Raw genomic sequence first — 15,381 nt, forward strand, 5'->3', positions numbered from 1 at the left:
CTTCGATAGAGGATTGTACAGCTATCGAAGGTGATATTTATTCTAGATTAATGGTAAAGGGGAAAATTTTATGATGGAGCTAATCCTTGCAAGTGAACGTGGAGATCTAAAGGCTGTAAAGCAATTATTAGATGACGGGGCTGACGTGTCTTTTAAAGACGCAGATGGTCGAACAGCTTTGATGGCAGCTACACAGAAAAATCAACTTTCAGTCGTTAAAACACTACTAGAAGCTGGCAGTGATGTAAACACAAGAGATATTACACAATTAACACCGTTTATTTGTTCTGGTGCAAATGGTTTTCATGAAATTTTAAGCGAGATGCTTCGCTATGGAGCAGATTTAAAAAGTGTAAACCGATTTGGCGGCACTGCATTATTACCTTCCAGTGAAAAAGGCTATCTTAAAACAGTTCAAAGATGCTTGGAAGCTGGTATCCCTGTTAATCATGCCAACAATTTAGGCTGGTCAGCTCTATTAGAGTCAGTCATTTTGGGTAATGGCGGCCGCTTATACTCGATGATCATTGAATTACTTGTCAAAGCCGATGCAGATGTAAATTTGCCAGATAGGGATGGGAAATCATCACTTCAGCATGCCAAAGAATTAAAGCATCAAAAAGTAGTAAAGATTCTTACGAATGAGTATGTTGAACAAAATGATTATATAAATCGTGCAAAAGCTTTCTACTTAGACGATAAGTATGAAGAAGTAATTTCAGTAATGAATCAAGCTATCGAGACAGATTCAAATAATCTAGATTATTATTTCTACAAAGGCTATTCTTTGCAAGAACTCAAGCGTTATGACGAAGCCCTTGAAGAATATAAAAAGGCGTTAGTCCTTAATCCGAATGATCTTGATTATTATTTCTATACCGCTAATTGCTTAAGGTTAATGAAAAAACCAGATGAAGCACTAACTGAATATGACAAAGCATGTGAATTAGAACCTACTGAAACATTTTACCGTTACCATAAATCAAATTACCTAAGAGAATTAGGGAGACACGAGGAAGCGGTAGCTGAAATGGATAAGCTATTAGCACTTCAGCCAAACAGATATGATTTTTCTTTCCATAAGGCAAACAGCTTGAGATCCCTCAGAAGGCATCAAGCAGCAATAGAGGCTATTGAAAATGCGATTGCTAACGACCCAGAAAATCCACTATATCAATTGCATAAGAACCAATCACTTGAACTATTAAAAAAACAATTTGAATCACAGGGGGTTAACAGATGAATAAATTAGTAATTGTTGCAATTGGTGGTAACTCTCTAGTACGGGACAATGGTCGTGACTCTGTTCAAGATCAATATGAAGCTGTTCAAGAAACTGCCGTGAATATCGCAGATATGGTTCAAGAAGGATACAACGTAGTTGTGACGCACGGAAATGGTCCACAGGTTGGTTTTGGACTTAGAAGGTCTGAAATTGCAAATGAAATTGCAGGTATGCCGGATGTGCCGCTCGTCAATTGTGTGGCAGATACACAAGGCGGTATTGGATACCAAATTCAACAAGCATTAACAAACGAATTTACTAAAAGAGGCATAAATAAGAAAGTTGCAACGGTCATTACCCAAGTTGAGGTTGACATTAATGATCCGAATTTTGAAAATCCAACAAAACCGGTTGGTTCATTCTTTACTTTAGAACAAGCAGAAGAAATGAAAAAGGAACATCCTGAGTGGATTTTTATGGAAGATTCCGGACGTGGTTATCGCAGAGTGGTTCCATCACCAAAACCAATTGATATTGTTGAAAAAGAAGCCATCAAATCATTGGTAGATGCTGGATATGTTGTGATTGCGGCTGGCGGCGGCGGAATTCCGGTTATAAAGACAAGAGAGAATGAGTATTTGGGTGTCGATGCGGTAATAGATAAAGATTTTGCTACCAGCCTTTTAGCAGAACAAGTTAATGCTGAAACTTTAATTATTACAACTGGTGTTCCAAGAGTATGTATTAATTTTGGAAAACCAAATCAATTGGCCCTAGAAAAAATTACAGTTGAAGAGACAAAACAATATGTTCTTGAAAACCACTTTGCACCAGGAAGTATGCTGCCAAAAATTGAGGCTAGCCTAAGCTTCTTAGAAAATGGTGGAAAGAAAGTCGTTATTACAAACCCAGAAAGTTTACAAGATGCGATTAATGAAAAACAAGGAACTCACATTGTCAAACAGCTAAATATAACTCCTTGTATGAAATAATTTATAATAAATTAAAAGTCCGGCACTTAGTAAAACAGTGCCGGACTTTGTTCTTACTATTGATATTTACCTTTTTTCGTTCTCCCGAAATTCTGTTGGCGATTTTCCCTCTATTTTTCGAAATAAAGTACTAAAATAGTTTTGACTGCTAAATCCTGAGTTTTCTGCTACATCAGATATAGTCCAGTTTGGGTGAGCAATTAGAATCTGTTTCGCCGTATGGATTCGATATTGAATTAAATATTCCGAAAAAGCAACGCCTACTTCTTCATGAAATTTACGACTTAGGTAGGTAGGGTTAGCATGAACTTCACTTGCGATATCAGAAAGTGAGATCTTTTCTGCAAACTTTTCGTGAATGGCTTTCAGAGAGCATTGGATTAAGCTTGAATAATTTTGAGAAAACTGATTTTCTTTATACTTTGATAAAATTGTTAATAGTTCCCTCTCTATAACAGGCTTCGTTAAATAGTCAACAACCCCAATTCTAATGGATTGCTGAGCATAGCTGAAATCTTGGCAGGCAGTAACCATGATTATTTCCACATCTTTATTGCTTTGTCGCAGTTCCTCCCCAAATTCAAGGCCCGATTTTCCTGGAAGATTAATATCTAAAAAAGCCAAATCAATTTCATGACTTAGATTAATTGAATGTGCTTGACTCGCATCGGAAGCCTTGAAAAACTTCCATGAAGGAAATTCAGATAGCAACAAGTATTCTAATTGTTCTAACTCTAATGGTTCATCATCAAGTAATAAGACATTCATTTGCAGCAGCCCCTCTGTAAAGTTTCCCATGCAGTTCTTTCATTCAATTTAAACAAAAGGATATTTTAAGTAAATATGAGGTGGAAAAGAAGTAGAAAAAGTTTAAAAAAGAGTAATAATTCCGAAAATAATTTCATTTACCATTTCCTATAATTAAGCTATTAATCAAAATTGTAAAACACACCTGAATTGATAGAAAAGGAGGAAGAAAAATGATTGATTTGCTGCTAATTCACGGTACTGTAATCACAATGGATGCCAGCAGGCGGATTCTTCAAGATGGTGCTGTTGCTATTAATGATGGCAGACTATTAGATATTGGATTAACAGAAATTCTAGCATTAAAATATGAGGCAAAAAAAGTGATTGATTGCACCCATCAGTGTATTTTACCAGGATTAATCGATGTTCACGGACATGGCGGACACTCTATGTTCAAGACCATTGCAATGGATAATGACTTTTGGATGCAAATTATGACCAATACCTATAAACATTTTGTGACCGATGATTTTTGGTATTACGAAGGAAAACTCTCTGCACTAGAACGATTAAAAGCCGGGATCACAACAGGTGTATCTGTTTTAGGGTCGATGCCGCGGTCTGATGACCCGATCTTCGCGATCAATCATGCAAGAGCATACGCAGAGGTTGGTGTAAGAGAGGTTGTTTGTACAGGCCCTTGTAATCCGCCATGGCCACACTTATTCAGCCGCTGGGTGGATGGTAAACGAATTACGAAAGAAGTAACGTACGAGGAAGTGCTGCAAGGTGCAGAAGCAGTTATTGAAGCATTGAATCATGCTAATGAAGACCGAACACGTGCCTTTATAACTCCTTTTGTGATCGTTACCTCAGTTGAACCATCAGGCCCAACATCTCCAGGCAGGCTTTATGGGTTAACAGAGCATGACCTATATCAAGCAAAGAGAATTCGTGAGATTGCTAGAAAGTATCAAACACGGATCCATTCTGATGCCTTTGGCGGGATGATTCATCTGGCAGTCAAGGATTGGGAAAACGCCTTGCTAGGACCAGATGTTCACCTTCAGCACTGCCGTGGAATTTCATTCGACGAGGCACGAATTTTAGCGGATACAGGTACGAATGTGAGTGCCTCCCCAGGCATAACTCAGGCTAATGCGAGAACTCCGGTACCTGAGTTAATTGAATTGGGTGCAACGGTGGCTATCTCTACCGATGGTACATCACCATGTACAAGCTTTGATATGTTTCAAGCGATGAGAAAAACGCAGTTTGTGCACCAATCTGCCCTAAGAGATGAATTTTATTTGCCTCCTGGTAAACTATTAGAAATGGTAACAATTGATGCAGCCAAATGTATAGGCTGGGATGACGAACTTGGTTCTCTTGAAATTGGTAAAAAAGCCGATGTCATTACCGTGAACCTTAATCAGCCCCACTTAACTCCAGAATTTATGCATGTCCATCGCTTGGTATATCAAGCAGTTGCTAATGATGTCGACCATGTGATTGTCGATGGAAAGGTGATTATGGAAGGACGAAAAGTTCATACCGTTGATGAAAGAACAGTGTTGTATGAGGCAAATGAAGAGGCCCATTCAACAATCGAGCGGGCAGGACTTAGGAAGTATATGGAACCCTCCAAATATTTTTGGGGGCATGCACGAGGTTATGTTGATGAAAAGAGATATAACGAAGAAGATTATAGTATTACTAGACTGAAAGGAGAATAATAAATGGTAACAAAACTTAAGGGAAGATATGTGATTGGTTTTGATGGGGATGATCATGTAATTTTAGAAGATTCAGAGGTTGTATATGAAAACGATACAATTATTTATGTAGGTAAAAGTTACTCTGGAAAAGTGGATGAAGTTATTGATGCTGGGAACGCAGTCATTAGTCCAGGATTTATCGATTTAAATGCACTGGGTGATATTGATCATGATATCCTGCATTTAGAAGCAACTAGCGACAAACAGAAAAATCTGCTCTGGTCAAAGAGTTATGTTGAAAATGGTCATCATGAAGTTATGACAGCGGAGGAAGAAGCATTTAAATCCTTGTATGCCTATTCTCAGTTGATTCTTCATGGGGTGACTACTGCGATGCCGATTACATCTGTTTTTTATAAAAAATGGGCAGAGACATATGAGGAATTAGCCACAGCAGCCAATCATGCAAGCAGATTAGGACTAAGGATTTACTTAGGCCCAAGTTATCAATCTGGAATTAGAGTCGTGGAGCCAGATGGAACAATCAAACTTTATTGGGATGAAGATGCAGGGAGAGCAGGGCTTGAGCGTGCCGTTAAGTTTGTTGAAGAATTTGATGGTGCCTATGATGGGTTGGTTAAAGGCATGTTGGCACCTGAACGAATTGAGAGTCAAACAGAAGAAAGTCTGAAACTGACTAAATATTATAGTGAAAAGTTAAATGTTCCTATCAAACTTCATGCAGCACAAGGAAGCTTTGAATATCACACAATTTTAGAAAAATATGGGGTAACCCCAATTCGTTATTTGTATAATCTTGGCTTTTTAGGTCCAAAAACTGGAATTCCTCACGCCCATTTTATTGCTGGTTATAGTGAAGCGGAGTCCGGCGATGGCGATGATAGAGCGCTGCTAACTGAAACCAATACAACAGTTATCCATTGTCCTTTAATCATCGGAAGGCATAGTTCTGCTTTAGAATCATTTGCAAAATACAAAAGGGCAGGAATCAATTTAGCACTAGGTACGGATACATTTCCACCAGATATGTTTCAAAATATCCGAACAGGCAGTATGCTATCCAGGCTGATTGAAAAAGAAGTAAAGGACTCATCCTATGCTGATTTATTTAGAGCTGCAACAATTGGAGGAGCCAATTTTCTTGGAAGGGAGGACCTTGGCAGACTTACAGCAGGTGCAAAGGCAGATATCATAGCAATAGATTTGGACGGCTTCCATATGGGAGTGATAGATGACCCGATTCGTACAATGATTGCAAGCGGGTCAGGAAGAGACGTGAAATTATCAATCATTAACGGCAGGGTAGTTATGAAGGATAGAGTCATTCCTAACCTAGATTTAGAAGAAATTAAATCCAAGGGTCAAAAGTATTTTAATAAGATGAAAAAAGGATATTTGGAAAGAGATTATCAACAGCTTCCCGAGAATGAACTGCTTCCTTCATCCTTTAAGATAGTGGATTTTATTTAATTTTTTTCAAGTAGTAAAGATATTGAAAAATAAAGTAAATATTTTAAAAACAAGTAGTCTGAATATTTCTTATAATTAGACAAATGCATATAAAAATATTCAGGGGGTTTTGGTCCATGAAATGGAGATTAGGAAGATTTTTACTAGTTATGCTATTAGCATTCGTTATTACTGGATGTTCAACTAAAGAGGATGTCAGCACAGAGGATAATAACAGCGGTACCGCAAAAAAAGATGGCGGTACACTAGTCATTGCCCGCTTATCGGATGCTGAGAACTTAGATCATCATTTCATGTCAACGATTAACGCGGCAAGTGTGACCCACAGCAAAATATATGAGGGGCTTGTAGGGCGTGATAAAAATGCCGAAATTAAGCCTTTACTTGCAGAAGAATGGAAACAGCTGGATGATTTAACATGGGAATTTAAACTAAGACAAGATGTAAAGTTCCATGATGGAACAGCTTTTAATGCAGATGCCGTAAAAGCGACATTTAATCGTCTGTTGGATCCAAATGTTGGTTCACCAAGAGCAGTTGTATTTAAAATGGTAAAAGAAGTGAAGGCAGTGGATGAATTTACAGTTCAATTTATTTTATCGGAGCCATTCTCACCATTACTTTCTATTCTAGCAAGCCATGAAGGCGGTATTATCAGTCCAAAAGCGATTGAAAAGTTTGGTAAAGAAATTATTAATGAACCAAATGGTACGGGTCCCTTTGTTTTTGAATCCTGGACTCCTGGACAAGAAATTGTCTTTATTAAGAACAAGGAATACTGGGGAACAAAGGCTAATGTAGATAAAGTTGTATTCCAAGTAGTACCAGAAGAAACGACAAGAATCTCAATGCTCGAAACTGGGGAAGCCCATATTGCTGAGCCACTCTCAGTACCGATGATGTCTACTGTAGAAGCTTCGTCAAAAGTAGAGGTCTACCGAAGTGAAGGATTTGGAACGGAATATATTGGCTTTAACTTCCAAAAGGAACCATTTAATGATATCCGTGTACGTAAAGCCATTTCACATGCTGTTGAAATGGATTCGATTATAAAGGGCGTATACAATAATGTTGGTAAAAAGGCGAATTCATTATTAGGATCAAAGGTTTTTGGTTACCACGCTGATATGGAAGCATATGAATATAACCTTAATGAAGCAAAGAAATTGCTAGAAGAAGCCGGCTATCCTGATGGCTTTGAAACAACATTAAAAACAATGGATAGTAAAGAAAGAATCAATATGGCAGAGGTAATTCAGTCACAGTTAAAAGGAATCGGTGTGAAAGTAAATATACAAGTTTTAGAGTACGGTACGTTTGTTGAGCAAGCTAACAGCGGGGATTCTGAAATGTTTATTCTCAGCTGGAGAAACGCAACCGGCGATGCCGATTACAATCAATACAATCTTTTCCATACTAATTCTCAAGGAGCAGCTGGCAATACCTTCTTTTATAGTAATCAAGAGGTTGATCGTTTAATTGATGCTGCGCGCAAAGAAAAAGACCCAAATAAACGAATCGAACTGTATGCGAAATCACAAGAATTAGAAATGGAAGATGCAATATATATTCCAGTTAGAGTAATTGAAAATCTAGCAGCTGTAGCAAAAAATGTGGATGGTTTTGGAATTAGTCCCTCAGGTTATTTAGAAATCAATGATGTTTCAATTAAATAGGTAAAAAGATAAGAGGGATATCCAAGTGGGATACGCCCTTTTATCTTGTAAAAGTAATAGAAAGGATGTTTTATTATGAGCCGTACCTATTGGTTAACAAATGCCCGCCTAGAAACGGGTTATATAAAAGAAAATGATAGAGTAACAGGAACAAAAACAGAGCTTTTTCACTTATTAATAGAGGATGGCAGGATAGAAAAAATTATCAAAGAAGCAGAGTCTGTCGGAAATGATTTACCTGTATTGGATGCAACTGGTTTGCTGCTGCTTCCCTCATTTATTGAAAAGCATGTTCATCTAGATAAGACTTATATGGGGGAGAACTGGCGGGCTTGTATCCCCGCTTCAGGCGTTATTGAACGATGTGAAATTGAAAAAAATATTCTAGCTTCTATACCTTCCAGTACACAGCAACGCGCAGAAGCTTTGCTGGATGTTTTATTGTCCTATGGCTCAACCTATGTAAGAACACATGTGGATATCTATCCGGAAGCAGGATTGCACAATTTAGAAGGTGTGGGGCTGGCACTTGAAACATATTCTAATAGGTTAAGTTCAGAAATAGTTGCCTTTGCCCAGCATGGCCTGCTGCGTTCTGGTACTGTAAAATTGGTTAGAGAAGCATTGAGAAACGGAGCAGGGATTGTGGGGGCGGTTGACCCGGCAACGGTAGATAATAATATCGAAGCCTCATTAGTACAGTTACTGGACTTGGCTGTTGAAGGGAATGCTGATATTGACTTGCATTTACATGACCCCGGTCATTTAGGAACTTTCACAATGAAACGACTTGCTTACTTAACCAAGCAAGCTGGCTGGGAAGGAAGAGTAGCAGTCAGTCATGCATTTGGACTTGGGGATGTCTCAAAAGAAGAAGCAATCGAAATGGCAGGGATTTTAAGGGAAGCAGGTATCTCGATTGTCACCAGCCTTCCAATCGGGCGGAACATTCCACCGGTTAACCTTTTAACTGAATGTGGAGTTGAAGTTTCCGTAGGGAACGATAATATCTATGATTCTTGGTGGCCGACAGGTAATGGTGATGTACTGGAGAGAGCAGGACGTTTGCTTGAACGTTTCAGATGGACAGATGAAGTTTCACTTGGACAAACATTAAAGTATATTACAGGTGGAAAGACTCTATTAGACAAAGAGGGGAATCAGTTATGGCCAAAAGCAGGTGATGCTGCCAGTATGGTTCTAGTTGAAGCCAGCTGCACTGCTGAAGCGGTGGCAAGGCGGGCAAAACGTAAAACAGTTATCTACAAAGGTAATATAGTTTTCGAATCTCTACATTAATTATCTTTTTAATTTAACAGGATTTTATAGATTGGCTGTGTGAAAGCTAATTGTTGATTTTGGTCACTCTGTTGATTGGAGCGAAGCACCTGGAGCGGAAATCAACAGACAAGTTTAACACAGCCAATTCATTTAAAAGAAGTTTATAGATTAAGGGGATGAATTATATACATCCTCTTTTATTATTGAATTTTTATTATAAGAGGTAAAGATAACGAAAAATAACGTAAAGATATTCGAAGAGAATAATTTGAATATTCCTTATACTTAGATTAGTGAGAAAACTAAAGAAAAACGAGGGGGAGAGTCGATGAAAGAAAAATTAACTATCGGAAAAAGGCTTATTCTAGTACTGCTAATGGTAATGGTAATGATCATTACTGGTTGTTCTACAAATAAAAACGCCAGCTCCAATAAAAATGAAAAAGGGGATATTGCGAGGTCTGGTGGTACTTTAGTAGTCGTCCGTTTATCAGACGCTGAGAATTTGGATCACCATTTTATGAATACAATCAATGCAGCAAGTATAACTCATGGAAAAGTTTATGAAGGATTGGTAGGAAGGGGTAAAGATGCACAAATCCAGCCTCTATTGGCTAAGTCGTGGAAACAGATTGATAGTCATACTTGGGAATTTAAATTAAGAGATGATGTGAAATTCCATGATGGATCACCATTTAATGCAGACGCAGTCAAAACTAATTTTAATAGACTTTTAGATCCGAATGTAGGAGCACCGAGAGCAGGTGTTTTTAAAATGGTAAATGAAGTGAAAGTCATCGATGACTATACCGTTCAATTCATCTTAAGTGAGCCATTTTCACCATTACTCTCCATCCTAGCCAGTCATGAAGGCGGGATTATTAGTCCTAAATCAATTGAGAAGTCCGGTAACAACATGATTAATGAACCAAATGGAACGGGACCTTTTTCATTTGAATCATGGACTCCAGGTCAAGAAATTGTATTAGTTAGAAACGAGCAATATTTTGGTAATAAAGCGAAGGTAGAAAAAGTTGTTTTTAAAATTGTGCCTGAAGAAACAACAAGAATTTCGATGATAGAAACAGGCGAAGCCCATATTGCTGAACCGCTTTCTGTAACGATGAAGGATACAGTAGAAGCTTCGTCAACAATAGGGGTCTATCGAAGCGAAGGTTTTGGAACAGAATATATCGGCTTTAACGTTGAAAAAGAACCATTTAATGATGTTCGTGTACGAAAAGCTATTTCGCACGCTGTTGAAATGGATACGATTATCAAAGGAGTCTTTAATAATATTGGAAAGAAAGCGAATTCTTTATTAGGATCCCAAGTATTTGGGTTTCATGCTGGGTTGAAGGCATATGAATATAATCTTAATGAAGCAAAAAAATTGCTGGCTGAAGCAGGCTATCCAAATGGTTTTGAAACAACATTGCTGACCATGGATGCCAAGGAAAGAATAAACCTCGCAGAGGTACTTCAATCACAATTGAAAGCGATCGGTGTTGCTGTAGAGATACAGGTAATGGAAAATGGGGCGTTCGTTGAGCAGCGAAACACGGGAGATTCACGAATGTTTATCAGCAGCTGGAGAAACGCAACTGGCGACGCTGATTATAACCAATATAATCTTTTTCATACTGCTTCAAAAGGATCAGCAGGTAATACCTTTTTCTTCAGTAATAAAGAGGTTGATGGTTTAATAGATGCTGCCCGTAAAGAAGAAGATCAAGAAAAACGTATGGAGCTTTACGCGAAAGCACAGGAAATAGAAATGGAAGAGGCAGTTTATATTCCTGTACGCGTTATAGAAAATTTAGCAGCCATATCAAAAAATGTGGATGGTTTTAGAATCAGTGCGGCTGGATATTTAGAACTTAATGATGTTGTAATTAAATAACGAATAATCAATAAGGCTGGTTCTGATGGTTGTTAGATGACAACCATTCGAATCAGCCTCTTTTTTCTATTCTTTTACTGCCTTTAATTCAACTAGCTTACTAGCGTAAAATAAAACTAGATATAAAGGAATGGCTAGAAATATTCCCGTAAACCATGAAATACTCGTTAACGGAGCGAACAGGGGTACAAAATTTCCCGTTAAGCTTATTAAACCTGCAATGATTGTTGCAAGCATTGCGGGGAGATAAGTCCCTTGTGATATATGATTGTCGTTAAAAGAATATAACTCATGTATATTAATTTCTTTTTTACAAATTAGGAAATAATGCGTCAGCATGACACCGATTACCGGACTTAACAGACCGCCAACAATATTTAAAAAGGTAAAAATACTTGTCGGGTTTTCCATCAGCTTCCAGGGCATAATAAGAATTCCGATGATGGCTGCAATTAAAGCTCCTGTCTTAAAATTTAATTTTTTTGGGAAAAGAGCAGTCAGTTGAAAACCAGCAGGGATGATATTTCCAACTATATTAACGGATAAACTTGATAAGCAAATCGTCGTCAATGAAAGGGCAATAGAAAATTTACTATCAAATCTTTCAACGACATCTAAGACATTCCAAATTGGGACTCCGAATGCAATCTCTGAGCCGACAATAATCGTAATGCTTGCCACAGCAAATAACAAGTAAGTGATAACCAAACCGGAAATTTGTCCGATTGTCTGTTCTTTACTAGAGCGTGAAAATCTCGTTACATCAGCTACACTTAAAATTTGTGCAACCCATGTTGCCATGATCGCAGACACACAAGTCATAAAAATGAATAAATTATTTCCCTCTGCTCCCTTTGCACTATAACTTAATATAGAAGCAATTCCTCCGGCAAGATTAATAGACCAGATGGCCATTCCCCCAAAAACAACAAAAACTAAAGGGGAAACAATCTTCGTTAATTTCCCTAATCGTTCCATTCCTGCAAAAATAAATAAAACGTTTATCATCCAAAAAAGTAGGAAGGATAGGAGCCCTGGCAGGTTTAGACCCAAAAGGTTAAATTCTCCGCCCAAAGTTAAATAAGCAGGCAAAAATTCCCCTATTAAAATCGTGACTGCAAGACTGCCAGCGTAAGTCTGGAGACCAAACCACATGATCGCGGCGATAACACCTCTTAGGACTCCGGGAAATAGTGCACCCTTCATCCCATAGCTGGAACGGAGCAAAATGGAGAAAGGGATTCCATACTTACTGCCAGCATGTCCATTCAGAACCATCATCACAGCCAGTAAGAGGGAAGAGAACATAATGATAAAGAAAACCTGCCAAATAGATATACCAAGGGCAAAGAACCCTCCAATCGTTACATAGGATGGGACGTTATGAACGGATCCCATCCAAATTGAGAAAAAATGACTGACCTTCCACGTTCTAGCTTCAGATTTTGTAGGTAATAAATCTGGGCTAAGTCTGGATTTATCACCAAGCTGGGCATGATTTTGTCCCAATAGTACCTCCCCCTAAATTTCCTGTATTCTTTTTTTAGTTATTGCTTTATACAGAAAGATAATTAAACAAATAAATGTTGATACCGCAAAACTAAGCCAAATAGATTTCAAGTCATTACTTACTTGTTGAAATATTAAGCCAGAAAGAGCCCCAATGAAAGATGAAAAGGGGATGATGAAAGGTTGTACGTTTTTGCTTAGAATAATATAAAGCATCGGGCTGATTATCGCAGCATAAATATTCCCGAAGAAAAATAACAATGTTAGCGGGCTTGGCGTAAGAATACTGACGGCTGCTAGTAATAATACGCATATTGTCCCAGAAAAAATATAGCTATATTTCCATTGTTCAGATTCTGTAAGTGGACGAATCAATTCCATTACATTTCTTACAAAAAGGCTTGTTGTTGCGTGTAATTCTGAACTGATTGCTGATGCAATTGCACTAAAACAAAATAGGGCAAACAAGACAATAAGTACGGTCGATTGAATTTTGTCGACTAGCTCCCAAAATAACGTATAAACATTTTCAAAGCTTCTTCCAAAGATAGATATCAACAATAGGGAAGATAGAGCAAGAGGGATGGTTGCCCATATCAAGCCTGTTAAGGTAAAGGTAATGCGTACCTTATCCTTTTGAAGGATAAATAATCTTTGCCAGGTGGCCCGGTCAACTAAAATTTGACCAAAAAAAACAAAGAACGCTGTGACAATAAACCAAATGGCATCCTCGTTTTTTATATACAATAAATAGGGATGAAATAGCTTAATGCCGTCATAGATGGGATAAATCCCTTGCTGAATGAAAAAGAAAACAGGAATAATGATGACAGCTGCAAAAATTACGGTGACATTTACACCTGCAAGTTGATGAAGGTGCTGCATCCCGCCGACTCCTCCAATAAAATAGCAAATGGTTAAAAAGAAAAATATACCGATAAAGTCAGGAAATGGAAAAATGGTATAGATGAGAATTCCAGCTCCCATCGCCTGAATAAATATAGAATAAAAGCTTGTTAAAAATAATATCGAAATCATATACCAATATCCACTTGGCGTTAATTTTTGTCTTAAAACATCCCCTATGGTTTTTTGGTCAGAGTACTCATCATGAACTTTTTTTGCCAAAAAACCAAATAAGATAAAGCATAGGGCCCCTACAAGAGAATAGCCAAATCCGCCGACTAGACCGTATTTTATCAATGTCTCCGGTGAGGAAAGGATTGTATTTCCAGTCACCCATCGTGCCAATAAACTAACAACACCAAAGCTGACCCCAAGTTTAATGGCACCGCTTATATAAGTTTGATAGTTACTTCTTTTCAATGGAATGTCTCCCTTAAGCGATAGTCCCTTGGTGACTGTCCTGTCATTTTGCGGAAGATTTGGCTAAAATAATGCTGGCTGTTAAATCCACATCTTTCTGAAACGGTACTGATACTCAAATCGGGAAATTCGATAAGCATTTTTTGAGCTTGCTTTAACCGATATTCGTTTAAATATTCAGAAAAACCAATCCCAACTTCTTCTTGAAATTTCCTGCTAAAATAAGCAGGGTTAATATGAATTTTCGAAGCTAAATAATTTAGCGATAATTTATCACTATACTCCTGGTGAATAATTTTTAACGCATTTACAATTTGCTCGGAGTACCTTCCCAATCGTTCATACTTGCTTAACACTGCCATTAATTCATCTTCAATGATTGGTTTTGTTATGTAATCAACAACACCAAGCCTAATCGAAGTCTGAGCATATTCAAAATTTTGAAAAGCAGTAACCATAATAATGTCCATGGAATAAGAGCTTGTTAACTCTTTTGCCAATTCTAAACCTGATTTCCCTGGAATCTGGATATCAAGGAAAGCAAGAAAAATGTCATGCTGCTTTACAATTTGGAGCGCTTTGGAAGCATCTTGAGCTTTGAAAAATTTCCAAGTTGGAAATTTTTTAAGTATTAGATATTCAAGCTGCTCTAGTTCAAGCGGCTCATCATCCACTAGCAGGATATTCATATAAATGTGCACCTACCTTAAATCTCTGACTTAAGTACAAACGGGAATATAGCTAAAACGCTTGACCCCTCGTCTGAATTGATTAATTGTACCGACGTTTGGCCAGTAGGAAATAAAAGATCCAGCCTTTTTGTAATGTTCTCTAAACCTAGTCCACTTACATGAGGCAGTTCTTCACGACTGTCAGGGGAGCTGTTCCATACTGTAATGTGGACTGCCTTTCCCTTTTTTTTAATCGTTGTTTTTAAGAAGGCTTCGCCAATATATTTTTCAAAAGAATGTTTGAATGCATTTTCGATAAAGGTTTGTATTAAAAAAGGTATCGTAATGGCTTCATATACATCTGGGTCGATTGAAATTTCATAATGCAGCCTGTCCCTGAATCGGATTTTTTGTATTTCCAAATAATAATTTACATAGGTTAACTCCTCATCAACCGTTATGAAGGTGTTATTTGTTTGATACTTAAATTTAAGCAGCTTGGACAGTGTTTCAATCGATTGGATTAATTCTGTTTTTCGATCGAGCCTTGCTAAACTTAAGATTGAATTTAACGTATTAAAAAAGAAATGCGGCTGTATTTCTTGATTTAATTGATTATAAAGTGCGGTTTGCAGTTCTCTTTCTAAGGCAATTTCTCTTTTTTGATTTTCTAGCAGGTCAATTCGTTTTTCAAAGATAAATAAAAATAGTAATGTAAAAGCCCCTAGCAAAGGTGCAAGGGAAGCAATCATGATATAAAGGGAGAAAGTTTCAACAGTTAACATGGTCTGGGATTCTCCTAGAGATGTAGAAAAAAGGGGGCTGTTTATGCTCCCTTT

12 protein-coding genes are annotated in these 15,381 nt (G+C 37.7%); 7 read left to right on the forward strand and 5 right to left on the reverse strand.

The annotated features are described in order from the left end of the window. Window positions 1–70: 70 nt before the first annotated feature. Together CHI06_RS10345 and arcC are read left to right on the forward strand one after the other, a co-directional pair. Window positions 71–1,243, forward strand: coding sequence for a tetratricopeptide repeat protein (locus tag CHI06_RS10345; RefSeq protein ID WP_218833093.1), 1,173 nt, complete (start codon window positions 71–73; stop codon window positions 1,241–1,243). Next, entirely contained in the window at window positions 1,240–2,217 is a 978-nt protein-coding gene (gene arcC / locus CHI06_RS10350; protein ID WP_095248468.1) for a carbamate kinase, read from the forward strand. The genes CHI06_RS10345 and arcC overlap by 4 nt, the downstream gene beginning before the upstream one ends. 66 nt (window positions 2,218–2,283) lie before the next feature. Here the strand turns inward: arcC and CHI06_RS10355 are convergent, their stop codons facing one another. Next, the gene (locus CHI06_RS10355) at window positions 2,284–2,985 is read right to left on the reverse strand and encodes a response regulator transcription factor (protein WP_095248469.1); all 702 of its coding nucleotides are present in this window, start codon (window positions 2,983–2,985) and stop codon (window positions 2,284–2,286) included. 212 nt (window positions 2,986–3,197) lie between these two features. Between CHI06_RS10355 and CHI06_RS10360 the strand changes: the two genes are divergently transcribed. From CHI06_RS10360 to CHI06_RS10380, 5 genes are all read left to right on the forward strand, one after another. Continuing rightward, complete coding sequence (locus CHI06_RS10360) at window positions 3,198–4,703, forward strand: amidohydrolase family protein (RefSeq protein WP_095248470.1); 1,506 nt, start codon at window positions 3,198–3,200, stop codon at window positions 4,701–4,703. A gap of 3 nt (window positions 4,704–4,706) precedes the next feature. After that, window positions 4,707–6,176: an amidohydrolase family protein gene (locus CHI06_RS10365; RefSeq protein WP_095248471.1), complete on the forward strand. Its 1,470-nt coding sequence runs from the start codon at window positions 4,707–4,709 to the stop codon at window positions 6,174–6,176. A gap of 116 nt (window positions 6,177–6,292) precedes the next feature. Further along, window positions 6,293–7,852 (forward strand): glutathione ABC transporter substrate-binding protein, encoded by a 1,560-nt coding sequence (locus CHI06_RS10370; RefSeq protein WP_095248472.1) that lies wholly within the window; start codon window positions 6,293–6,295, stop codon window positions 7,850–7,852. 75 nt (window positions 7,853–7,927) lie between these two features. After that, the gene (locus tag CHI06_RS10375) at window positions 7,928–9,151 is read left to right on the forward strand and encodes an amidohydrolase (protein WP_095248473.1); all 1,224 of its coding nucleotides are present in this window, start codon (window positions 7,928–7,930) and stop codon (window positions 9,149–9,151) included. 310 nt (window positions 9,152–9,461) lie between these two features. Then, the gene (locus CHI06_RS10380; RefSeq protein WP_095248474.1) at window positions 9,462–11,036 is read left to right on the forward strand and encodes a glutathione ABC transporter substrate-binding protein; all 1,575 of its coding nucleotides are present in this window, start codon (window positions 9,462–9,464) and stop codon (window positions 11,034–11,036) included. A 66-nt stretch (window positions 11,037–11,102) separates the two neighbouring features. Here CHI06_RS10380 and ncs1 read toward each other — a convergent pair whose 3' ends face one another. Genes ncs1 through CHI06_RS10400 form a run of 4 tightly spaced genes read right to left on the reverse strand, consistent with a single transcriptional unit; the run spans window position 11,103 to window position 15,327 of the window. Further along, window positions 11,103–12,545 (reverse strand): NCS1 family nucleobase:cation symporter, encoded by a 1,443-nt coding sequence (gene ncs1 / locus CHI06_RS10385; RefSeq protein WP_095248475.1) that lies wholly within the window; start codon window positions 12,543–12,545, stop codon window positions 11,103–11,105. A 12-nt stretch (window positions 12,546–12,557) separates the two neighbouring features. Further along, the gene (locus CHI06_RS10390; RefSeq protein WP_095248476.1) at window positions 12,558–13,871 is read right to left on the reverse strand and encodes a sodium:solute symporter family transporter; all 1,314 of its coding nucleotides are present in this window, start codon (window positions 13,869–13,871) and stop codon (window positions 12,558–12,560) included. Then, on the reverse strand, window positions 13,868–14,560 hold the full coding sequence (locus CHI06_RS10395) for a response regulator transcription factor (protein ID WP_095248477.1): 693 nt from the start codon (window positions 14,558–14,560) through the stop codon (window positions 13,868–13,870). The genes CHI06_RS10390 and CHI06_RS10395 overlap by 4 nt, the downstream gene beginning before the upstream one ends. Window positions 14,561–14,577: 17 nt before the next feature. After that, complete coding sequence (locus CHI06_RS10400) at window positions 14,578–15,327, reverse strand: sensor histidine kinase (RefSeq protein ID WP_095248478.1); 750 nt, start codon at window positions 15,325–15,327, stop codon at window positions 14,578–14,580. Window positions 15,328–15,381 lie beyond the last annotated feature (54 nt).

Origin of the sequence: Bacillus sp. 7884-1, from assembly GCF_002272245.1 — a bacterium.
Classification (GTDB): domain Bacteria; phylum Bacillota; class Bacilli; order Bacillales; family Cytobacillaceae; genus Neobacillus.

Bases quoted from the DNA above. Each gene is read 5' to 3' on its own strand.
- CHI06_RS10345 (WP_218833093.1), top strand. From the start codon at position 71: ATGATGGAGCTAATCCTTGCAAGTGAACGTGGAGATCTAAAGGCTGTA.
- arcC (WP_095248468.1), top strand. From the start codon at position 1,240: ATGAATAAATTAGTAATTGTTGCAATTGGTGGTAACTCTCTAGTACGG.
- CHI06_RS10355 (WP_095248469.1), bottom strand. From the start codon at position 2,985: ATGAATGTCTTATTACTTGATGATGAACCATTAGAGTTAGAACAATTA.
- CHI06_RS10360 (WP_095248470.1), top strand. From the start codon at position 3,198: ATGATTGATTTGCTGCTAATTCACGGTACTGTAATCACAATGGATGCC.
- CHI06_RS10365 (WP_095248471.1), top strand. From the start codon at position 4,707: ATGGTAACAAAACTTAAGGGAAGATATGTGATTGGTTTTGATGGGGAT.
- CHI06_RS10370 (WP_095248472.1), top strand. From the start codon at position 6,293: ATGAAATGGAGATTAGGAAGATTTTTACTAGTTATGCTATTAGCATTC.
- CHI06_RS10375 (WP_095248473.1), top strand. From the start codon at position 7,928: ATGAGCCGTACCTATTGGTTAACAAATGCCCGCCTAGAAACGGGTTAT.
- CHI06_RS10380 (WP_095248474.1), top strand. From the start codon at position 9,462: ATGAAAGAAAAATTAACTATCGGAAAAAGGCTTATTCTAGTACTGCTA.
- CHI06_RS10395 (WP_095248477.1), bottom strand. From the start codon at position 14,560: ATGAATATCCTGCTAGTGGATGATGAGCCGCTTGAACTAGAGCAGCTT.
- CHI06_RS10400 (WP_095248478.1), bottom strand. From the start codon at position 15,327: ATGTTAACTGTTGAAACTTTCTCCCTTTATATCATGATTGCTTCCCTT.